Annotated in this window: 16 protein-coding genes and 2 tRNA genes; 6 read left to right on the top strand and 12 right to left on the bottom strand. The window is 66.5% G+C overall.

Annotated features, from left to right (window positions below):
• The first annotated feature begins 2 nt into the window (after positions 1-2).
• The 3 genes from ASF06_RS04555 to pknB all read left to right on the top strand — a co-directional run bounded on the left by ASF06_RS04555 (position 3) and on the right by pknB (position 5,005).
• Positions 3-1,454 carry a peptidoglycan D,D-transpeptidase FtsI family protein gene (locus tag ASF06_RS04555; RefSeq protein WP_055943852.1) on the top strand — a complete coding sequence of 484 codons (1,452 nt, stop codon included), beginning with the start codon at positions 3-5 and terminating at the stop codon, positions 1,452-1,454.
• Positions 1,451-3,235, top strand: coding sequence for a protein kinase domain-containing protein (locus ASF06_RS04560; RefSeq protein ID WP_055943855.1), 1,785 nt, complete (start codon positions 1,451-1,453; stop codon positions 3,233-3,235). The genes ASF06_RS04555 and ASF06_RS04560 overlap by 4 nt, the downstream gene beginning before the upstream one ends.
• A gap of 63 nt (positions 3,236-3,298) precedes the next feature.
• Positions 3,299-5,005: a Stk1 family PASTA domain-containing Ser/Thr kinase gene (gene pknB / locus ASF06_RS04565; RefSeq protein ID WP_157412199.1), complete on the top strand. Its 1,707-nt coding sequence runs from the start codon at positions 3,299-3,301 to the stop codon at positions 5,003-5,005.
• A gap of 3 nt (positions 5,006-5,008) precedes the next feature.
• Here pknB and ASF06_RS04570 read toward each other — a convergent pair whose 3' ends face one another.
• Genes ASF06_RS04570 through ASF06_RS04575 form a run of 3 tightly spaced genes read right to left on the bottom strand, consistent with a single transcriptional unit; the run spans position 5,009 to position 6,913 of the window.
• Positions 5,009-5,647, bottom strand: coding sequence for an anthranilate synthase component II (locus tag ASF06_RS04570; RefSeq protein ID WP_055943858.1), 639 nt, complete (start codon positions 5,645-5,647; stop codon positions 5,009-5,011).
• On the bottom strand, positions 5,644-5,805 hold the full coding sequence (locus ASF06_RS19805) for a hypothetical protein (RefSeq protein WP_200920303.1): 162 nt from the start codon (positions 5,803-5,805) through the stop codon (positions 5,644-5,646). The genes ASF06_RS04570 and ASF06_RS19805 overlap by 4 nt, the downstream gene beginning before the upstream one ends.
• A gap of 1 nt (position 5,806) precedes the next feature.
• Positions 5,807-6,913 (bottom strand): class E sortase, encoded by a 1,107-nt coding sequence (locus ASF06_RS04575; protein WP_235500890.1) that lies wholly within the window; start codon positions 6,911-6,913, stop codon positions 5,807-5,809.
• 81 nt (positions 6,914-6,994) lie between these two features.
• Between ASF06_RS04575 and ASF06_RS04580 the strand changes: the two genes are divergently transcribed.
• Positions 6,995-7,252 (top strand): cell division protein CrgA, encoded by a 258-nt coding sequence (locus tag ASF06_RS04580; RefSeq protein WP_055943861.1) that lies wholly within the window; start codon positions 6,995-6,997, stop codon positions 7,250-7,252.
• A gap of 97 nt (positions 7,253-7,349) precedes the next feature.
• Here ASF06_RS04580 and ASF06_RS04585 read toward each other — a convergent pair whose 3' ends face one another.
• Together ASF06_RS04585 and ASF06_RS04590 are read right to left on the bottom strand one after the other, a co-directional pair.
• The gene (locus ASF06_RS04585; RefSeq protein WP_235500891.1) at positions 7,350-8,132 is read right to left on the bottom strand and encodes a rhomboid family intramembrane serine protease; all 783 of its coding nucleotides are present in this window, start codon (positions 8,130-8,132) and stop codon (positions 7,350-7,352) included.
• Between the two features lie 93 nt (positions 8,133-8,225).
• The gene (locus ASF06_RS04590; protein WP_055943868.1) at positions 8,226-8,765 is read right to left on the bottom strand and encodes a peptidylprolyl isomerase; all 540 of its coding nucleotides are present in this window, start codon (positions 8,763-8,765) and stop codon (positions 8,226-8,228) included.
• A gap of 144 nt (positions 8,766-8,909) precedes the next feature.
• Between ASF06_RS04590 and ASF06_RS04595 the strand changes: the two genes are divergently transcribed.
• A complete protein-coding gene (locus ASF06_RS04595) occupies positions 8,910-9,419 on the top strand; it encodes a hypothetical protein (RefSeq protein ID WP_055932556.1) in 510 nt (169 codons plus the stop codon).
• Positions 9,420-9,482: 63 nt separating this feature from the next.
• Here the strand turns inward: ASF06_RS04595 and ASF06_RS04600 are convergent, their stop codons facing one another.
• Both ASF06_RS04600 and ASF06_RS04605 read right to left on the bottom strand, forming a co-directional pair.
• Positions 9,483-9,920, bottom strand: coding sequence for an NUDIX hydrolase (locus ASF06_RS04600; RefSeq protein WP_055943873.1), 438 nt, complete (start codon positions 9,918-9,920; stop codon positions 9,483-9,485).
• A 56-nt stretch (positions 9,921-9,976) separates the two neighbouring features.
• Positions 9,977-15,760, bottom strand: a complete 5,784-nt coding sequence (locus tag ASF06_RS04605) for a GH92 family glycosyl hydrolase (protein ID WP_200920304.1) — start codon at positions 15,758-15,760, stop codon at positions 9,977-9,979.
• 344 nt (positions 15,761-16,104) lie between these two features.
• Between ASF06_RS04605 and ASF06_RS04610 the strand changes: the two genes are divergently transcribed.
• Positions 16,105-17,142 carry a LacI family DNA-binding transcriptional regulator gene (locus ASF06_RS04610; RefSeq protein ID WP_055932562.1) on the top strand — a complete coding sequence of 346 codons (1,038 nt, stop codon included), beginning with the start codon at positions 16,105-16,107 and terminating at the stop codon, positions 17,140-17,142.
• A 1-nt stretch (position 17,143) separates the two neighbouring features.
• Here the strand turns inward: ASF06_RS04610 and ASF06_RS04615 are convergent, their stop codons facing one another.
• The 5 genes from ASF06_RS04615 to gyrA form a co-directional block, all read right to left on the bottom strand.
• The gene (locus ASF06_RS04615; RefSeq protein WP_157439064.1) at positions 17,144-17,677 is read right to left on the bottom strand and encodes a hypothetical protein; all 534 of its coding nucleotides are present in this window, start codon (positions 17,675-17,677) and stop codon (positions 17,144-17,146) included.
• A 163-nt stretch (positions 17,678-17,840) separates the two neighbouring features.
• A tRNA-Ala gene (locus ASF06_RS04620) sits at positions 17,841-17,913 on the bottom strand.
• Between the two features lie 31 nt (positions 17,914-17,944).
• Positions 17,945-18,018 (bottom strand) — tRNA-Ile (locus ASF06_RS04625).
• A 76-nt stretch (positions 18,019-18,094) separates the two neighbouring features.
• Positions 18,095-18,502 carry a DUF3566 domain-containing protein gene (locus ASF06_RS04630; RefSeq protein WP_055943880.1) on the bottom strand — a complete coding sequence of 136 codons (408 nt, stop codon included), beginning with the start codon at positions 18,500-18,502 and terminating at the stop codon, positions 18,095-18,097.
• Positions 18,495-21,083 (bottom strand): DNA gyrase subunit A, encoded by a 2,589-nt coding sequence (gene gyrA, locus ASF06_RS04635; protein WP_055932571.1) that lies wholly within the window; start codon positions 21,081-21,083, stop codon positions 18,495-18,497. Before gyrA ends, ASF06_RS04630 begins: the two co-directional genes overlap by 8 nt.
• Between the last annotated feature and the right edge of the window lie 66 nt (positions 21,084-21,149).

Here is a 21,149-nt window from a genome sequence, read left to right on the forward strand (position 1 = left end):
CGATGAGCAAAGAACTCAAACGCGTCGCGATCGTCGTTCTGCTGATGTTCGCCGCACTCTTCGTGGCGACCACGAGCATCCAGTTCTTTCAGACGGATGCCCTCGCCGCCGACACCCGCAACACGCGCGCCCTCTACGCCAGCTACGACGCGGAGCGCGGGCCGATTCTGGTCGGCGGCCAGCCGATCGCCATGTCGGTTCCGTCCGACGACGACTACAAGTTCCAGCGCACCTACCCGAACGGGCCGCTCTACAGCCAGGTCACCGGCTACTACACGCTCGGCCAGGGATCGACGGGAATCGAGCAGTCCCTGGGCGACTACCTCTCGGGCACGGCCGACTCGCAGTTCCTCGCGCGCATCAACAGCATCATCACGGGGCAGAAGCCCAAGGGCGCGTCGGTGGAGCTCACGATCGATCCCGTGGTTCAGCAGGCGGCCTGGGATGCGCTGGGCGACTACAAGGGAACGGTCGTCGCGGTCGAGCCGTCGACCGGGCGCATCCTCGCCATGGTCTCGAAGCCCACCTTCGACCCCAACACTCTCGCCGTGCACGACACCCAGGCGGTGATCGACGCGTACAACTCGCTGATCGACGCTCCGGGCGACCCCCTCATCAACCGCTCGATCGACGGCAACCTCTACCCGCCGGGATCGACGTTCAAGATCGTCACCTCGTCGGCCGCCCTCGAGAGCGGCATCTCGGCCACATCGACCCAGCCGAACCTCTCGCGCTTCCCCCTGCCCGGTTCGACCAACACCGTCTCGAACGCCGGCGGCGGAACCTGCGGCGGCGGCGACACGGTCTCCCTCGAGACGGCCTTCGTTCTCTCGTGCAACATCCCCATGGCCGAGTTCGGCGTGCAGATGGGCGACAGCACCCTCGTCGACAAGGCGAAGGCCTTCGGATTCGACAAGCAACTCGAGATCCCCATGGCCGTGCAGCCCAGCACCATCCGTTCGCCCATGACCGATGACAAGCTCGCGCTGGCTTCGTTCGGTCAAGACGAAGACAGGGTCACGCCCCTGCAGGTCGCGATGTTCTCCGCCGCCGTCGCCAACAAAGGAACCATCATGAAACCGAACCTGGTCGACTCCATCACGGCGCCCGATCTGACGGTGCTGCAGCAGTTCGAACCCGAGGTGTTCGCCGAGCCGATCAGCTCTGCAACATCTTCGACACTTTCGCAGTTCATGGTGTCCGCCGTCGAGAATGGCGCGGCTACTAATGCAAGAATAGACGGGGTCAGCGTGGCCGGTAAAACAGGCACGGCAGAGAACGGTGAAGACGATCCGTACACTCTCTGGTTCACCGGTTTCGCCCCCGCCGACAACCCTCGGGTGGCCATCGCGGTAGTGGTGGAGGACGGCGGAGGCGAAGACCAATCCGGCTCGGGGAACTCCATCGCCGCGCCGATAGCAAAACGAGTACTTGAGGCGGTGCTGAGTAAATGAGACCCACAGCAGGGCTCACCTTCGGGGGACGCTACGAACTGTCCAGCCGCATTGCGATCGGGGGCATGGGCGAGGTCTGGCAGGCCACCGACCTGGTCATCGGTCGAACCGTCGCCATCAAGATCCTCAAAGACGAATACCTCGGAGACCCGGGCTTCCTCGAGCGCTTCCGAGCAGAGGCGCGCCACGCCGCACTCGTGAACCACGAGGGCATCGCCAACGTCTTCGACTACGGAGAAGAAGAGGGCAGCGCCTACCTCGTCATGGAACTCGTTCCCGGCGAAGCCCTCTCCACCATTCTCGAGCGAGAGCACGTGCTCTCGACCGACCGCGTTCTCGACATCGTCGCGCAGACCGCGTCGGCCCTTCAGGCCGCCCACGCTGCCGGCCTCGTGCATCGCGACATCAAGCCGGGCAACCTGCTGATCACGCCCGACGGCCGGGTCAAGATCACCGACTTCGGAATCGCGCGCATCGCCGACCAGGTTCCGCTCACGGCCACCGGCCAGGTCATGGGAACCGTGCAGTACCTGTCACCCGAGCAGGCGTCCGGCCAGTCGGCTTCGCCGACCACCGACGTCTACTCGCTCGGAATCGTCGCCTACGAGTGCCTCGCGGGCAAGCGTCCGTTCACGGGCGAGTCGCAGGTCGCGATCGCCATGGCCCAGATCAACGAGACTCCGCCCGACCTGCCTATCACCGTCGCAGAGCCGGTGCGCAACCTCGTTCTCTCGTGCATCGCCAAGAAGCCCGAAGACCGTCCGTCGTCGACGGCCAACCTCGCGCGCGCCGCAACGGCGCTGCGCCGCGGAGACATCGCGGCCGCGGCCGCGGCGGTTCCCGCCATCCTCGGCGGCCGTCCTGCCCCGCAGACGCAGGCCACCAGCCTGATGCCCACCGCCAGCACCGTTCCCTATGGGGCCACGCAGGCCACCACCGTGATCGGCGCGGCCGGCGCGGGCGATGCGCTGCTGCCCCCGATCGACGACGGCACAGAGCAGCCCGGCGACAAGAAGAAGAAGCGCAGTCCCTGGACCTGGCCGCTCATCGTTCTCATCGCGATCCTCGTACTGGTGCTCGGCGGCACGATCACCGCACTCGTGATCGGCCAGAACGGCTCGAACGACGTGCCGGTCACCACCGCGTCCACGCCGGCCTCCACGCCGTCGAAGACTCCCACGCCCTCAGTGACACCCACCACGACGCCGCCGGCCACCACGGTCGCCATCCCTGAAAGCGAGCTCCTCGGCAAGTCGTTCGACGACGCAGCCGCCGTCCTCGTCGCGCTGCAATTCGACCTCGGCGCGTCCAACGTGACGGGCACCGCTGCGACGACCGCCGAGCAGGTGGGAACGGTCTACAAGGTCAACCCCGTCGGCAACGTGCAGCGCGGCACCACGATCGAACTCACGGTCTACGGTCCCCTGCCCGTGGTGAACGCACCCGCCACGGCGCCCAAGCTCGACAGCGTCGACGCTCCGTCGCCACTGCCGAACAATCAGGTTCCGGCAGCCACCGGTTCGTTCACCGTCTCGTGGAACGCGTACAGCTGCCCCTCGGGCACGAGCCTCGACGCGTACTCGATCGTCGCCACCAATGCGACGGTCCTCGCGGAGCCGGGCATCGGCACTCAGGCCACGCTGCAGGCCACCGCCGCGGGCCCGGTCACCGTCGCCTACACCGTCACCTGCTCGGGCATCGCGTCTCCCGCCTCTCCGGCCCTCAGCCTCACCGCCGTCGCCGTGGGCGGTTCGACCCCGGCCCCGGGAGCGAACGGCTGACGATCCGCGATTCCCATGCACCTAGACTGAGAACCCCCCTTACACCGACCATGGAGTACCACTGTGACCGATGAACATCGCCTGCTTGCCGGGCGGTATCGAATCGGAGAAGTCATCGGCCGTGGGGGAATGGCCAATGTCTACTCAGGACGAGACGAGCGCCTCGGGCGCCAGGTGGCGATCAAGCTGCTGCGTTCGTCCCTGGCGAGCGATCCCGTCTTCCGCACCCGCTTCAAGCAGGAGGCCCAGGCGGCCTCGCGCATGGCGCATCCCACGATCGTGCGCGTGTTCGACGCGGGCGAAGAGAAGGTGCGCGAGCCCGGTGGATTCGAGGGTGTCGTTCCGTTCATCGTGATGGAGTACGTCGAAGGACGGCTCCTGAAGGACATCATCAAAGAGGGTCCCGTCGCTCCCGCGGAGGCCATCCGCATCACCGAGGGCATCCTCACCGCTCTCGAATACTCGCACCGGGCCGGCGTCGTTCACCGCGACATCAAGCCCGGAAACATCATGCTGACCACGTCGGGTCAGGTGAAGGTCATGGACTTCGGAATCGCCCGAGCGATCTCCGACTCGTCGGCGACTGTCGCCCAGACCACCGCGATTCTGGGAACCGCACAGTACTTCTCTCCCGAGCAGGCCCGCGGCGAATCCGTCGACGCGCGCACCGACCTGTACTCCACCGGCGTCGTGCTGTTCGAGCTGCTCACCGGTCAGGCTCCCTTCCGAGGAGACACGCCCGTCGCCGTCGCCTACCAGCACGTCAGCGAGACCCCTCCGGTTCCCTCGTCGATCAACCACAACATCTCCCCGGCGATCGACCGGGTCGTTCTGCACGCGCTCACCAAAGACCGCTTCTCCCGCTTCCAGTCGTCGGCCGAGTTCCGCACCGACCTGCAGATCGCGGGCGCCGGCAAGATCCCGTCGAAGCGACCCCCTGTCGAAGACTTCCAGTCGTCGCTCTTCGGCGCTCCACCGAGCCTCACGGCCACCTCTGATTCGGCGCTCACCCAGCTGGCCGGCGATGACGACTACGCGGTGCGCACGCAGTCCAGGCCGCCGGTCGTGTGGATCTGGGCCGGCATCGCGAGCGTCGCCGTCATCATCATCGCCATCGTCTTCTGGATCTTCACCCTGCAGCCGACCACGATCGTGCCCGACAACTCGATCACCGTGCCCAGCGTGGCCGGTCAGACCTTCGATTCGGCAGACAGCACACTGCAACAGGTGGGCCTGGTCACGGCCAGGCAAGACGTGTTCGACCCCGATGTTCCCGAGGGTCGAGTGATCCGGACCGATCCGGAGCCCGGCACAGTGCTGAATCAGGGCTCCGATCTGATGATCGACGTCTACGTGTCACTCGGCAAGCAGACCGTCTCGATTCCGGATGTCGGGGGGCAGCCCGCCGCTGATGCCACGACAGCCCTCACGACGCTCGGATTGACGGTCGGCACCACGACCAAAGAGAACTCCGCCACGGCTCCGACCGACGCCGTCATTCGCACAGACCCGGCCGCGGGCACGGCGAGTTTCGTCGGAGACTCGATCAACCTCGTCATCTCTTCCGGCCTCGTGAGCGTTCCCGATGTGTCGGGTCAGCCGCTCGACGTGGCGAGCACGACCCTGCAGGGCCTCGCGCTGCAGGTGAGCGTCGAAGGCGATCCCGGCTGCAAGACCGTCGCGGGCAACCCGGTGTCGAGCCAGTCGATCGCAGCGGGTGATGCGCCGCAGAAGTCGGCCATCGCCATCCGGTACTGCACCGGGGCGTGACGCCTAGCTCGTGCGCATGAGCGGGCTGAGGTGCTGCGCAGCCTCGGGCGCGCCAGTGAGCCCGGCTGCGGCGAGCCAGTTGCCCAGCATGCGGTAGCCGCCCTCGGTGAGAACCGACTCCGGGTGGAACTGCACGCCGAAAACCGGCGCCTCGATGTGTCGCAGGCCCATGATGACGCCGCCGCGAGTGCGGCTGGTCACGAGAAGCTCGTCGGGCACGGTGCCGTCGACCACGGCGAGCGAGTGATACCTGGTGGCCGTGAACGGATCGGGCACGCCCGCGTAGAAGGCACTGCCGTCGTGCTCGATGAGGCTGGTCTTGCCGTGCATCAGCTCGTCGGCATGCGTGACCGTGGCCCCGAGCGCCTCACCGATGGCCTGATGACCGAGGCAGACACCGAGGAGTGGCGTGGAGGCGGCGAGCGCCGCGTGCACGACGGGAATGGACACGCCCGCGTCGTGAGGCGTTCCCGGACCGGGAGAGATGAGCACGGCGTCGTAGTCGGCGATTCGTGCCGACGCGTCGGCGGCCGTGAAGTCGTCGTTGCGCACGACCTCGGTCTCGGCACCCAGTTGGAGCAGGTATCCGTTGAGCGTGTAGACGAAGCTGTCGTAGTTGTCGATGACGAGAACGCGCGTCATCGGTCGACGGTCACTTCCTGTGCGGGGGTGATCAACACGTCGATCCACGGAAAGACCCAGGCGGCGAGGGCGAAGACGACCGCGGCGACAAGAATCAGAACCAGAATGACGCGAAGCCAGACCGGCCCGGGCAGAACTCTCCAGAGGGCGGCGTACATATCAGTTCCCCGATCCGACGACGGATGCGATCTCGGCGGGCGGCCCGGCCGAGCGCGGCTGCCACGATTCGAAGGCGCCGTAGGCGATGATGCGTTCCGACGCGATGTACAGCGGATTGCAGCTGGTAAGCGTGATGAGTCGGTCGACCGGCGTGGCACCCTCGACCTGAGGAACGGGATCGATGACGCCCACGCCGTAGGGGGTCACGTACTCGGTGTCGCGGTACCGGTAGGTGTACCAGCCGTCCTGGGTCTCGACGTAGATGGGATCGCCGATCTGCAGCTCGTTGATCTTGATGAACGCGCTGCCCCAGCCGTCGCGGTGGGCCGCGATCGCGAAGTTGCCGACCTCGCCGGGCATCTGCGTGTCTTCGTAGTGGCCTGCGCCGCCCTTGTTGAGCACGGTGTGGGGGTCGACGCCCTCGGCGATCGTGCGCTTGAAGTCCGCGCCGAAGCGGGGAACGTAGATGATGGCGAAGTCGGTTCCCGTCGACGGCGCCCCCATGACCGCGGGGTCGCCGTAGTTGGCCGGTGCCGCCGTATCGGTCGACGTCGGAGTCGGCGTGGATGTGGGCGTCGTGCCCGTGACGACCGGCAGTTTCCAGTCGTCGGCCAGCGACGAGGCATCCGAAGTCTGCTCGTTGGTGAGCACGATGCTGTTCCACCACAGCTGCCAGCCCAGGAAGAGGAGAACGAACACACCGGCCGTGATGAGCAGTTCTCCGAAGACCCCGACGACCTTGGTGGCCATGCTGCGCTTCACCGGCGTGCGCTCGGCGACCGAGGCGGCGCGGGCCTTCTTCGCGGCGCGACCGGATGCGGCTGCGCCGGCGGCCTCATCGGGACCGTCGCCGTGCGCGGGCGGCTCGGAGGCGAGGATGCCGAGCTGCTGCGTGGGCTCGGACTCGGACTCGGACACGGGGGTCACCGCAGACACCGGCTCGGGCACGGGCGTCTGCTCTGGCTCAGGCGTCTGCTCGGACTCGGGCGTCGCGGATGACGACGTCGGGCTCTTGAGCGCGTCGGCCTCGGCCTTCCGGGCCTCACGCCGTGACATCGGCGCAGGACCGGAACTCGGCTGAATATCCCCCGGCTGGTATTCGGTCATTGTCGTATTGTAAGCGGTGCATGCTGGCCTTTGCCTTGAGAGCCGAGTCGTTCTCAGGCATTCCGGGCTAGAATCTCCCCTATGGCCCGCGAGAAGACCCATTCACCCCGTTCCGAAGTCGCCAAGACTGCTACCCGAAGCGGTGATGAGTCGACCAAGCCCAACCCGGTGTGGTTCAAGCCGGTCATGTTCGGCTTCATGCTCGTCGGTCTCGCCTGGATCATCACGTTCTACGTGAGCCAGGCCAAGTTCCCCATCGCCGACCTGGGCGGCGGCAACATCCTCATCGGGTTCGGAATCGCCTTCATCGGCTTCCTGATGACCACGCGGTGGCGCTGACCCCGTTATCAACGGCCTTACTAGCCTGTGGATAACTCCTAATTACACCCGTGTAATTATCCCCAGCTGTGTATAAGCCTGTTAATAACTCTGTGAGCTAGACGAGGGCCCTCGCCACGGTCAGCCCCACGAGCGCCACACCGGTGGCGACGAGCAGCAGAATCTGCGTGTTCTTCTGCCGCACATTGCGCGTCTTCGTGAAGATCAGGCCCATCAGAGCGCCCGCGGCCAGACCGCCGAGGTGCGCCTGCCACGCGATGCCGAGGCCGGGAATGAACCCGATGACCAGGTTGATGCCGACGAGCACCAGCAGCTGGATGTTCGTGCCTCCCAGATGCCGCTGGATGACGAAGTAGGCGCCCATCAGTCCGAAGATCGCGCCCGAGGCGCCGACGACGCCCTGGAACGGCGACGCGATCAGGTCGACGGCCACCGAGCCGCCCAGGCCCGACAGCAGGAAGAGCGTGAGATAGCGCGCGCGACCGAGCGTGTGCTCGAGCAGCTGCCCGAAGATGAACAGGGCGTACATGTTGAACAGCAGATGGAAGATGCTGCCGTGCATGAAGATCGACGTGATCATGCGCCAGGGCTCGAGCGGCGCCCCGAGACCGGGCTGCGTGTACGCACCGGCGTACTGCAGGGCCTGGGTCACCGACGAGCCGATGCCCGGAACGCTCTGCAGAACGAAGAAGAACGCCGCCAGGCCGATCAGCGAATAGGTGACGACCGGCTGGGTCGACGTGCTGCGGAAGGCCGTGACGAAGCGCGGCTTCGGGCGTGCGGGTCGATTCTGGCGAGCGCAGTCGACACAGTGCACTCCCACGGCCGCCTGCACCTGACACTCGGGGCAGACGGTCTTGCCGCAACGCTGACACAGCACGAAACTCTGTCGACCGGGATGCCGGTAACAGTAGTTATCGGCATCCACCGGAGCCTGGGACACCCGCGCTCGTCTCTATCGTGTTGGAGAGACCTAGGCGGCCTCGATGGTGACGCTCTCGACGACCACGCTGTCGAGCGGGCGGTCGCCCGCGTCGGTCGCGACGGCGCCGATCTTCTCGACGATGCGCTTCGACTCGTCGTCGGCGACCTCGCCGAAGATCGAGTGCTTGGCCTGGAGCCAGGTCGTCGGACCGGTGGTGATGAAGAACTGCGATCCGTTGGTGCCGTGACCGCCGCGCTGGCCGGCGTTGGCCATGGCCAGAACGTAGGGCTGCGTGAAGTTGAGTTCGGGGCTGATCTCGTCGTCGAAGGCATAGCCGGGTCCGCCGGTTCCCTGGCCGATGGGGTCGCCGCCCTGGATCATGAATCCGGGGATGATGCGGTGGAAGATCGTGCCGTCGTAGAGCTTGTCCTTCGAGACCTTGCCGGTCTGCGGGTGGGTCCACTCGATCTCGCCGGTGGCGAGTCCGACGAAGTTGGCGACCGTCTTCGGTGCCTGGTTGCCGAAAAGGTTGACCTTGATGGCGCCGTGGTTGGTGGTGAACGTTGCGACGTGCGTGTGTGCGGGCATGGATAGATTCTCCCATACCCGCCCATGCATCCAGACGAGGCACAGGGTATGTGCGGGCGATCATCAGGGCAAGCCGTGCGCGGCGAGTGGTGCGCGTGGCAAGATTGGGGGGAACCGCGCTCGTTCCGCTGATGGAGGTTTTCAATGAGTCTTACTCGCAAGCGTCGCAAGGCGCTCAAGAAGTTGAAGGGCAGTGCTGAAGAGCTCTGGCTCGACCAGCAAGAGATCCTTGATCGCGCGAACCAGATCGCCCGTGTCGCCGCAGGTCACGCATCCGACCTGACCCGCGAAGAGGTCGTGCCGCGCGTTCGCGGCGCCGTCGACTCCATCGGCCCGGTCATCGGCCGCAACGTCGCCGGGGCCAAGCTCGCGGCCCAAGAAGTGCGCAGCCGCTTCGCGCACGACGTCCTCCCGTCTGTCGGCACCGCCCTCGGCTCCGCCGCGACCGTGCTGCACGTGGCCAACAACCCCTCCGTCAAGCGCGCCATCGCCAAGACGCAGCCGAAGAAGGCACCGGTCGGCGGCATCGTCGCGATCGTGCTCGGCGTCGTGGCTGCAGCAGGCGTCGGCTACGCCCTGTGGCAGACGCTGCGTGCCGATGACGAGCTGTGGATCGCCGACGACGAGGCCGTCTCGGAGACGCCCGCCGGCTAGGCAGCACACCCACGCATCGTCGAGAGCGGCATCCCACACGGGGTGCCGCTCTCGTCGTCTGTACTACGTAACGCGCGCTTCGGCGGCGGAGCGCATCCGCAGACCCACGTCGACGAGGTCGACGCGATCGATCGACGCGACGTCGTCGAGCGCGAACCAGGCCGCCTCGTCGGTGCTGCCGTCGAGCTCGTTCGTGAGCTCGCCGCCCACGATCGCCGCCGTGTAGACGATCCTCAGGGCGTGCAGCGGCACCCCGGATCCGCTGAGTCGATTCTCGGCGGGGATGACCTTCGAGTCGACGCCGATCAGCTCGCCGAGCTCCGCACGGTATCCCGTCTCCTCGGTGATCTCCCGCACGGCCGCATCGGCCGGGTCCTCGCCGGGGTCGATGCCGCCGCCCGGCAGAGTCCATCCCGAGTAACCGCCCTGGCTCCAGTGAGCCAGAAGAATCCGGCCGTCCTGAACGATGACGGCGTAGGCGGCGACGCGGATATTATCCATAGGAGCCAACCTACCCGGCGCGTCAGGACGCGCCGGGCAGGTGATTCGCTCCAGGCCTACTCGGCGGTGCGCCGACGACGACGCAGCACCAGCAGCAGGCCGCCCGCGAGCATGCCGGCCAGGGCGAGAGCACCGAGCACCACAAGCGGCTGGATGCCGAGTCCGGTGTTCGACAGATGCCCGATGGCCGCCGGGTCGGTCGGTCCGCCGGCACCCGTGCTTCCGTCGCCCGGAAGGAAGGGCGGCAGCACGGCGAAGGCGATCTCCACGGGCGCGTTCGACGCGGCCCCGGTGATGACGATCGTGTGGTCTCCCACCTCGGCGTCGGCGGGAACCGAGAAGCTCGCGGCCATGATCCCGTTGCGGTCGGTCGTGACGGTCGCCACCGTCACCGGTGCCGAGCGGAACTCCACCTTCACCTGCTCGCCGGGGGCGAAGCCCGAGCCGTCGAGGCCCACGACGTCTCCGGGGCGGCCCGCCGTGGAGTTCGCGATCACGCGCGGCGTGTAGACCACCGGCGGGGCCGGCGGTTCGTTCACGACCACGGTGCTGTCGGCGGGGTTCTTCGACGTCTCGCCCGTGGCGGTGAGCGAGTAGAGCGCGGGAACCGCGTCATCCGGAACCGAGATCGTGGCGGTGATCTCGCCCGATCCGTTCGAACGCACCGTGGTGGAGGCTCCGTTCGGCAGGGTCTTCAGCTCGACCACCACGTCTTCGTCGGGAGCGAAGCCCGATCCGGTGACGGTGAGCTCCGTTCCGGCCTCGACGTCGTCTGTCGGCGACACCTGGATCGTCGGCGTGTACACCTCGGGCGCCGTGACGACCGCCTTCAGGGTGAGCCGCGTCGTGCCGCTGGCGTTGTAGACCGTGACGTTCACCGTGTACTCGCCGGGCGCCGCATAGGCGTGCGTTCCATCGAGCACATAGCCCCCGTCGGCACCCGCCGTGACCGTCACGTCCTCCGTGGCCGACGCGTCGCCCCATTGAACCCGGGCTCCAGGGGCGGGCGTCGCGGCGTCGGTCACGGCGACCGTTCCGAGACGGGCCTGGATGGCCTCGCCCGTCAGGCCGGCCAGGTCTGCTCCGGCCGTCGCGGTGAACGACAGGTCGGGCACGACGCCGTTGCTGGCGATCGCGAAGATGTGCACGCGACCGGTGACCCCGGGCTCACCCGGCTGCACCGGCAGCGTGATCGATGCGACCGTCTTGCCATCCGGAATCTCGAACGGCACCGTCGAGAAGAAATACGAGGCCGTCTGCGACGGGTTCGCCCCGACCAGCCTGTAGTTCGACTTCACGACCTCGATGTTGCCGTAGGGCGCCGTGGCGCCCGCGTTTCCTCCCTTGGTCCAGTCGGAGAACTGCAGCGGCGTCTCGACCGTCGTTCCGTCGGTGAATGCGACGGTGGCCGTCGTGTCCTGGTTCTTCTCCGTCGCGGAGCCGATGAACGAGAACGCGGTCGCCCCGACGCCCAGCTCGGGAACGATCACCTGGCCGTTGCCGGTCGCGTTGTCGGGCTGGCCGGCGGGCACCACGGGAAGGGTGAAGGTGAGGTCCGTTCCCGGCACCCCGTGCTCGACGCCCTGCTCGAGGCCGCCGTCCTTCAGACCCTGCCTCGGGTACGAGATGCCCTTCGCGTCGCAGTTTCCGCCCACGCCGTCGTCGGCGATGCAGATGCTGTCGAATGCGCCAGTCAGCGCGCCGGGCTCGAGATAGTCCACGGTGATGACGACGGATGCCGTCACCGACTCGGTCTCGCCCCGCACGGCCGACACCGTGGCGCGGTAGGTGCCCGGCTTGGCGTAGACATGCGTCGCCGAGACCGGCACGTTGCCGACCTTCTCCTCGCCGATCGTCGCGTCGGACGTGGTGCCGTCGCCCCAGTCGACCGTGGCCGCGTAGTCGCCCGAGGTGCCGCCCGACAGGATGCCGAGGGCGAAGTCCTTCTCCACTCCCGATGAGGCGGTGAGACCGTCAGCCGGGCTGAACGCCAGGCTGCCCGCCTCGGCGCCCGAGCCGTTCGTGAGCAGCTCGATCTCGGCGAGCGACACCGTGGCATCCCCCGCTGTGACCTGGAGCCGGAACTGCTGGAAGGTGCCCGGCGCCGCGATCTTGAACGGCACGGTCTCGTTGCGGTTGGCGAACGTCTGGCCGGAGCGGCTGTCGACGGTCGTCCAGGTCACCCCGTCGTTGCTTCCCTCGAGGGTCCACGACGACGGATCCGCCTTCGCCGCTCCCGAGGTGAGGGTGTAGAAGGTGGGCCTCTGCCGTGCCCCCGAGTACGCGACGGTCACCTGGGGTGTGGACTTCTGGAACGTGACCTGCGTGGCCGACGAGTTGTCGACCAGGGCGGCGACGTTCTCGCCGTCGACGCTCGACGACGCGGCGATGCCGGCGTCGGTCGTGTCGACCCGCGGTGTGGCGACCGCGTCGCCCGTGGTGAGCGACGGCAGGCCCTCGCCATCCGCACCCCACGACGACGGCTCTGCGCCCATCGAGAAGTCGAGGGTGCCACCCTGAGACAGGATGTTCGAGTCGATGGAGGGGCTGGTCTGCGGCTCGCCGTTCAGGCTGACCGACTGCACGTAGACGTTCTGCGTGCTGTTCTCCGGGGCGTTGATCACCAGCGACTTGCCGTCTTTCAGGGCCACCGTCGCCTTGGTGAACAGCGGCGATCCGATCACGAGATCGGTCGATCCTGTCTGCATCGGGTAGAGGCCGAGCGCGTTGAAGATGTACCAGGCCGACATCTCGCCGTTGTCCTCGTCGCCCGGGTAGCCCTGGCCGATGTCGCTGCCGGTGAACGAGCGCTTCAGAGCCTCACGGGTGATGGCCTGCGCCTTGTAGGGGGCGCCGACCTCGTTGTACATGAACGGGATGTGGTGGCTCACCTGGTTGCTCACGCCCCACTGGCCATAGCGGCCGTCGCGGGCCTCGGCCTCTTCGTGGATGCCTCCGAGCGATGTCTCCGGAGTGCCGAAGAACTCGTCGAGCTTCGCCTCCATGCCGGCCTTTCCGCCATAGAGATTGGCGAGCCCGTTCGGGTCCTGCGGCGCGTGGAACGCGAAGTTCCAGCCGTTGGTCTCGGTGTACGGCCCCCACCAGGTGGTCGGGTCGTAGTCGCCGGGGGCGACAGAGAACGTTCCGTCGGCATTGCGGGCCTGGAAGAAGCCGCCGATCGACGAGTCGAACAGGTTCACGTAATTCGTGGCGCGGTCGAGGTAGTACTCGCTCTGCTCCAGCAGCTCCTGTCGGCGCTCCTCCGGGGTGTTTGGGTCGGCGGCGAGGGCCGCGGCCATGTTGCCGATGCCGAAGTCGTTGATGTAGCCCTCCGTCGCCCACGACACGCTCTCGCCCTGCGACGCGGGGGTGAAGCCGAGGAAGGTCGAGGTGCGCAGGCTCTTGCGCCCCACGTTGTCGTTCGACGACGGCGTCGACGCGTTCTTGAGGGCGGCGTCATAGGTGGCGAGCGCATCCGGCAGCCTCACGCCGCGCAGGTAGGCGTCGGCGAACGACACGTCGGAGCTGGTGCCGGTCATGATGTTGGCGTAGCCGGGCGACGACCACCGGGCGATCCAGCCGCCGTCGCGGTACTGGTCGGTGAATCCGTCGACGAGCTCGGCGGCGACATCCGGATACAGAAGCGAGTAGGCGGGCCACACGGTGCGATAGGTGTCCCAGAAGCCGTTGTTGACGTACATCTTTCCGGAGACGACCTTGGCGCCGGTCGTGGTGGCCGAGCTCGAACCCGAGGGCGCGCTCACCGGGCTCGCGTACTTGTAGTCGGGAGCCTCGACGGTTCCCGTGTTCTCGAACTGCGCGTTCGGGTACACGTTGAGGCGGTACAGATTGCTGTACAGGGTCGTCAGCTCGGTCTCGGATGCTCCCTCTACCGTGACGACACCGAGCCGGTCGTTCCAGACCTGCTGCGCGGATGCCCGCACGGCGTCGAAGGACTGGTCGCCGACTTCCTGGGCCAGGTTCTTGGCCGCCTGATCGAGGCTGATGAGCGACGTGGCGAGACGCAGCGTCACCGTCTTGTTCGCCGACGTGTCGAAGGTGGCGTACTTCGTGAGTGCGCGGCCGCCGTCCGCCGTGCCGGTGGTCGTGGGCTTCTGGTCGAACGAGCCCGAGACGAACATGCGGCTCTGTCCCGCGATGAATCCTGATCCGTGGTCGATCCAGCCGGTCACGGAGCCGGTGGCCGCGTCGATCGTGAAGGAGCCGTCTCCGGTGGGCGAGTCGAGGATAGCGCTGCCCGAGCCGCCGGGGAAGGTGAACTGCATGACCATGCCGCGGTTGGTGGGAGTCATCTCTGCGCGCACGTCGTTATCGAGAGTCACGCCGTAGTAGTCGGGCTGCGCCGTCTCGTTGTCGTGGCTGAAGGTGGCGCCTCGGGCGTGCCAGTTGCCGTTCGGGGCGGATGCGCCGGCGACCGGCATGACCGAGAACTGATTGCGGTCTCCCATCCAGGGGCTGGGCTCGTGCGAGACGCCGAGGCCCTCGAAGCGCGTACGGTTTGAGTCGTCGTTCTCCTGCTGATACGAGTACTCGCGGGAGGTCGCCTCGGCGTTGGTCACCGGAACGAGGAAGTTGAAGGCGTTGGGCACCGCGGTGATGACCTCGTTCGATCCACGCGAGAAGGAGCCGGAGGAGTTGGTGCCGCGCCGGGTGTCGACGTAGTGCGTCAGGCTCGACCCGTCGATGGCGACGGGCTCGGCCTCGATGTCGATGTCGTCGATCCAGCCCTGGAAGGCGGTGTCGGCCTCGGCCCCATCGTTGTCGTAAGAGAGCTGGATGGCATCGATCGTGCGGCCCGCCGCGACGGCCCCCACGTCGATCTGCACGCTGTTCCACTGATTCGTGTAGAGGATCTTGCCCTGACCCTGGCCGAGCGCCGTCGCACCGACGCCGTAGGAGTCGACAGGAGCGACGTCAGACAGGCTGGAGCCGTCGGTGAAGTGCAGGCTCACGGCCGTGTACGTCGACGGGTACTGCAGATCGTTGCCCGTGAACTCGGGGAAGATCTTGTAGGACAGACGGGTGGATTCCGCCACCGGAATCGAGACGTCGAAGAGTCGGTTCGTGGCGTAGCCCTCGCCCGCGTTCGTGTGGTGACCCGAGTACTTGAGCGAGTGGGCGCCCGTGAAGCCCATGCGGGCCTTCATGTTGTACCCCGAACTCGGCCCGGTGCCGATCGTGGTGGTGATGGGCGCGTCGCCCTCACCCGCGTTCTCGCTCGAGATCAGGTCCCAGTCGGCCAGCTGGATGAGCCCGCCCGACTGATTCGACGAGATGTCGAGGCGGTAGGTGCTGAAGGCCGCCGGCGTCGCGACCGTGTAGCTCTTGCGCACACCGCGGTCACCCGCAGCCCACGACTGTCCGGTCTGGGCGTCGACGACGGTCCAGTCCGTTCCATTGTTCGAGCCGAGCACGCGCCAGTCGCGCGGATCGCGCTCGGGTGCGTCTCCACCCGACACGAGGCTGTAGGTGACGGCCGTGAGGCTCTGCGAGAGGTCGTACTGCAGCCAGGCCTTGTTCGCGAAGGCGAGCCACTTCGTGCCCTGGTCGCCGTCGGCGGCGAAGATCGCCGCCTCGTTCGGCGCGTTCTGCGCGCTGGCTGAGACGGTGCTGACGCTCGGCAGCACGCTGCCCGGTGCCTCGCCCGCCACGTTCAGTTGGAGCGGAGCGTCGTCTGCGCCGAGCTCGACCCTGTCGGAGTAGGGCTTCGCCTGCTCGGTCGGTTCGAAAGACGTGGAGAAGTCCTCAACTCCTGCCGCGTACGCGGGAGCGGCGACCGCCAGCGGTACGAGACCGGCCCCCAGCAATGCGGCGGCCACGGTCAGAGAGACCGATCGGCGAAGCGAGTGGGAGCTGGTCCCAGGACGACGGGGGTGGTGCTGCGCCGGCATAACGGCCTTTCGACGATGAATGGCAGAGGAATCTCTTCGATGCGCACGGGCTCGAGACCCGGTCGCTCATCGAAACCTATGTTCTCGTTCCCTCGTTGTCAACGTTGTCTTTTTTCCGGCCCCTGCGTGATCGGCATCTTTCCGGGCTTTTCCGAGTATTTATCACTCTTTGGATCTCACTCTGGGGCAGATCTGATAGCCGATTTGGTCTTAATTGTGACAACGCTGTCATTTCTCTTGCCCGATCACCCGCGTGCCCTAACCTGTACGGCATGGACGATGTCTCCTCACCCCGCCGATCGCGGCCGACGATGAACGACGTCGCGGCCCACGCAGGGGTCAGCCTCAAGACCGTCTCCCGGGTCGTCAACGGACTCGACCATGTGCGCCCCGACAAGTTCGAGAGGGTCACCCGCGCCATCGAGACCCTGGGATTCCGCCGCAACGAGTACGCACGCCAGCTGCGCCAGGGAACGACGGCGACCATCGGCCTGGTTCTCGAAGATGTCGCCGATCCGTTCTACTCCCTTCTCACCCGGGCCGTCGAAGACGTCGCCTTCGAACGGAACCACGTCGTCCTCGCCGCGTCGAGCGCCGAGGATCCCCTTCGCGCCCGGGCGCTCATCGAGTCGTTCGGCGCTCGAGGTGTCGACGGTCTCATCGTGGCGCCGGCCGGTGGAATAGATGCCGGCTACCTGCGAAGCGAACTCGACGCCGGCAGCTCCATGGTGTTCGTCGACCGCCCCGTCTCCGGCATCGACGCCGACACCGTGCTCGTCGACAGCCGCGAGGGCGCCCAGCGCGGCACGGAACATCTGATCGGGCACGGACACCGACGCATCGCCTTCTTCGGCGACGACGAATCGGTCTACACCGCCACGGAGCGCCGCGCCGGGTACCGGGCCGCCCTCGAGGCCGCCGGCATCCCGTTCGACGACCGACTGGTCGTGATGACGGTGCCCTCCACCGCGCCGACGAGCGAACTGCTCGATCGAGTGCTCGCGGGCCCCGACGCGCCGACGGCCCTGTTCAGCGGCAACAACCGCTGGAGCGTTCGGCTGCTCCGCGCCCTGCGCGACCGGAGCGACCGCCTCGCGTTCCTCGGCTTCGACGACTTCGAACTGAGCGACGTCTTGAACCCCGGCATCACCGTCATCGCCCAGGACGCCTCCGCGGTAGGCCGCATCGCCGCCGAGCTGCTGTTCCGCCGGATCACCGGCGACACATCGCCCGTGCAGCGCGTGCAGCTCGCCACGAGGCTCATCCCCCGCGGTTCCGCGGAGCGACCCGGGCCCTTCGCTGCCCGCTGAGTCAGATGTCGTCCATCTGCTTCTTGAGGGCCGCCAGGTCGACGTCGATCAGGGTGCGGATGCGACGGGTGCGGTTGCGCTCGTAGTCGGCGTTTCTCAGCAGCGGCTTGGGGAGCCTGTCGAGTCGGGACTCGACGGCGCCGCCCAGCTCGCCCCACGCATCCTGTCTCGCCGTCTCGACGATCTCGCCGACGTAGTCGTCGTCGTCTGAGAGTCGCTTGAGCTCTGTGGCCACCCGCGAGTACACGGCGTGGCGCAGGTCGAGGCTTGCGAGGTCTTCGGGGTGATAGTCGTGTTCGTGCTTCACGCTGCCGCGGGCCCTGGCGGCCCGCTCGCGCAGCACGTCGGTGACGCGATCGGCGTAGTCCGACTGCTCGGCGGCGAGGCGCACGAGCGACTGCCGCACCTCGCGGCCCGTCGCGTCGGCGTCGAAGGGCTCGTCGTGCCGGAGAGCACTCACGATGATGTGGTTCTTCACATCCATGACCACGGCGAAGCGGGCGATGAGGAGGCCCTCGTCGACGGCGCGCTGCACGGCCTCTTCGGAAACGGAAATGGCCTCGGGCGAATCCTTCGGCCGCTTTCGCTTCCGATCGGATTTTCGCCTCAAGGCCATTTCGATCCACCAGTTTCGAGAACTGCTGTGTTTCCAGGTAGTGCTGTGTATTTCAGTAACGCTTTGTGTTTCGATAACACTGTGGAGCCTAGGAGAATCGAACTCCTAACCCCCTGCTTGCAAAGCAGGTGCTCTGCCAATTGAGCTAAGGCCCCGGGTGAGAAGACTTCTTGTGAAAGCCTCTCGTGGGGGTACGTGGACTTGAACCACGGACCTCTTCGTTATCAGCGAAGCGCTCTAACCGCCTGAGCTATACCCCCGGATGGGCAGATAGTAGGTTATCCCACCTGCACCCGTTTCCCCAAACCGAGCGGACTCGGATGGGAAGTCTGTGTCTTACTTGTTGGTGAAGCCGAGCAGGATTCCGCCCGTGATCTTGGTCGCGAGGTTGTACAGAACGGCGCTGATGGCGCCGAGCGCGGTCACGACGATCACGTTCAGGATCGCCACGATCACCGCGAAGCCCATGACCTGCGAGAGCGATGCGAAGTCGAAGAGGTCGAAGTTGTCCTGGCCGGCGATGTCTTTCAGGAGACCGTTGACCTGGTCGAAGACGCCGGTCTGGTTGAGCAGCGACCAGACGAGGAACGACACGACGATCGTGATGATTCCGAGAATCACCGCGAAGAGGAACGACAGCTTGAGAATCGACCAGAAGTCGACGTAGACCAGCTTGAGCCGCACCTGCTTGGTGGCTGCGGGGCGCGACGACTTCTTCGCGAGTTTCTCGGCGACATTACTCATTCGTCGATTCTTCCTTTCCGTCGGGCTCTGATTCGCCCTGTGCGGCGGCGGCGCTTTCTGGAACACTATCCGACGCCGCTTCGGCGTCGAGGTTTCGTTCTGTGTTCTTTGCGAGAGCGATGATTCTGTCTTCGTCTGCGAAACGGGCGAAGACGACACCCATGGTGTCACGGCCCTTGGCGGGTACTTCGGCCACGGCAGAGCGTACCACCTTGCCGCTGGCAAGAACCACAAGCACCTCGTCGTCCTCCTCGACGATCAGCGAGCCCGCGAGATCGCCTCGGGCCTCCTGCAGCTTGGCCACCTTGATGCCGAGTCCGCCGCGACCCTGCACGCGATACTGCTCGACGTGGGTGCGTTTGGCGAAGCCGCCCTCGGTGACCACGAAGACGTAGCCCTCCTCCGAGACGACCGATGCCGCGAGCAGATAGTCGTCGCTGCGGAACTTCATGCCGATGACACCGGCCGTGCTGCGACCCATAGGGCGAAGCGAGTCGTTCGACGCCGTGAAGCGGATCGACATTCCCTTCTTCGAGACGAGCAGCACGTCGCTGTCTTCTTCGACCAGAAGAGCCGACACGAGCTCGTCGCCCTCGCGCAGGTTGATCGCGATGATTCCACCCGTGCGGTTGGTGTCGTACTCGTCGAGCGCGGTCTTCTTGAGGAGACCCCCTCGGGTGGCGAGCACGAGGTACTTGGCCGCCTCGTAGTCGCGGATGTCGAGGACCTGTGCGATCTGCTCGTCGGGAGCCATGGCGAGCAGGTTGGCGACATGCTGGCCCTTGGCGTCGCGTCCGGCCTCTTGCAGTTCGTACGCCTTGGCGCGGTAGACCCGACCCCTGTTCGTGAAGAACAGCAGCCAGTGGTGCGTGGTCGTCACGAAGAAGTGCTCCACGACGTCGTCGGCGCGCAGCTGTGCGCCCTTGACTCCCTTGCCGCCGCGGTGCTGGCTGCGGTAGTTGTCGCTGCGCGTGCGCTTGATGTAGCCGCCACGCGTGACCGTGACCACCATCTCCTCTTCGGGAATGAGGTCTTCCATGTTCATGTCGCCGTCGAAGCCGAAGACGATCTCGGTGCGCCGGTCGTCGCCGTACTTGTCGACGATCTCGCCGAGCTCCTCGACGATGATCTCGCGCTGGCGGGCGGGCGAGCCCAGGATGACGTTGTACTCGTCGATCTTGACCTGCAGCGCGTCGGCCTCGTCCATGATCTTCTGGCGCTCGAGGGCGGCCAGGCGGCGGAGCTGCATCTCGAGGATGGCACGCGACTGCAGCTCGTCGATGTCGAGCAGCTGCATCAGACCGTCGCGGGCGTCCTCGACCGTGTTGGAGCGGCGGATGAGGGCGATGACCTCGTCGAGCGCGTCGAGGGCCTTGAGGTAGCCCTGCAGGATGTGCATGCGCTCCTGCGCCTCGCGCAGGCGGAACATCGTGCGACGCACGATGACGTCGATCTGGTGCGAGACCCACTCGCTGATGAAGCCGTCGATCGAGAGCGTGCGCGGAATGCCGTCGACGATCGCCAGCATGTTGGCGCCGAAGTTCTCTTGAAGAGAGGTGTGCTTGTAGAGGTTGTTGAGAACGACCTTGGCCACGGCGTCGCGCTTGAGCACGATGACGAGGCGCTGGCCGGTGCGACCCGAGGTCTCGTCGCGGATGTCGGCGATGCCGCCGACCTTGCCGTCTTTGACGAGGTCGGCGATCTTGATCGCCAGGTTGTCGGGGTTGACCTGGTAGGGCAGCTCGGTGACGACCAGGCAGGTGCGACCCTGCAGCTCCTCCACGTTGACGACGGCCCGCATCGTGATCGATCCGCGGCCCGTGCGGTAGGCATCGTGGATGCCCTTGGTTCCGAGGATCTGCGCGCCCGTGGGGAAATCGGGGCCCTTGATGCGCTGGATCAGCGCGTCCTGCAGTTCTTCGCGCGACGCATCCGGGTTCTCGAGCGCCCACACGGCGCCTGCCGCGACCTCGCGCAGGTTGTGCGGCGGGATGTTGGTGGCCATGCCGACCGCGATTCCCACGGAGCCGTTGACCAGCAGGTTCGGGAAGCGCGCGGGGAGGACGACGGGCTCGAGCGTGCGGCCGTCGTAGTTGTCCTGGAAGTCGACGGTCTCTTCCTGGATGTCGCGCACCATCTCGAGCGCGAGCGGGGCCATCTTGGTCTCGGTGTATCGAGGGGCGGCGGCGCCGTCGTTGCCGGCCGAGCCGAAGTTGCCCTGGCCGAGGGCGAGCGGGTAACGCAGGCTCCAGGGCTGGATGAGACGCACGAGCGCGTCGTAGATCGACGTGTCGCCGTGGGGGTGGAACTGACCCATGACCTCGCCGACCACACGGGCCGACTTGGAGAACGCGCGGTCGGGGCGGTAGCCACCGTCGTACATGGCATAGATGACCCGGCGGTGCACCGGCTTGAGCCCGTCGCGCACGTCGGGAAGCGCCCGACCAACGATGACGCTCATGGCGTAGTCGAGGTAGGAGCGCTGCATCTCGAGCTGCAGGTCGACCTGTTCGATGCGGTCGGTCGTCGCACCGGAGGAGTCGGGGGCCTGGGGGATGTCGCCCGTGGTGTCGTCAGTCATGTACTTCTACTTCTTTTCCTTGGTCGCTGGCCTTTGTCGCTGGCCTGTGTGCCACGGAGCCCTTCG

The sequence above is a fragment of the Agreia sp. Leaf244 genome, from assembly GCF_001422695.1.
Taxonomy (GTDB): domain Bacteria; phylum Actinomycetota; class Actinomycetes; order Actinomycetales; family Microbacteriaceae; genus Agreia.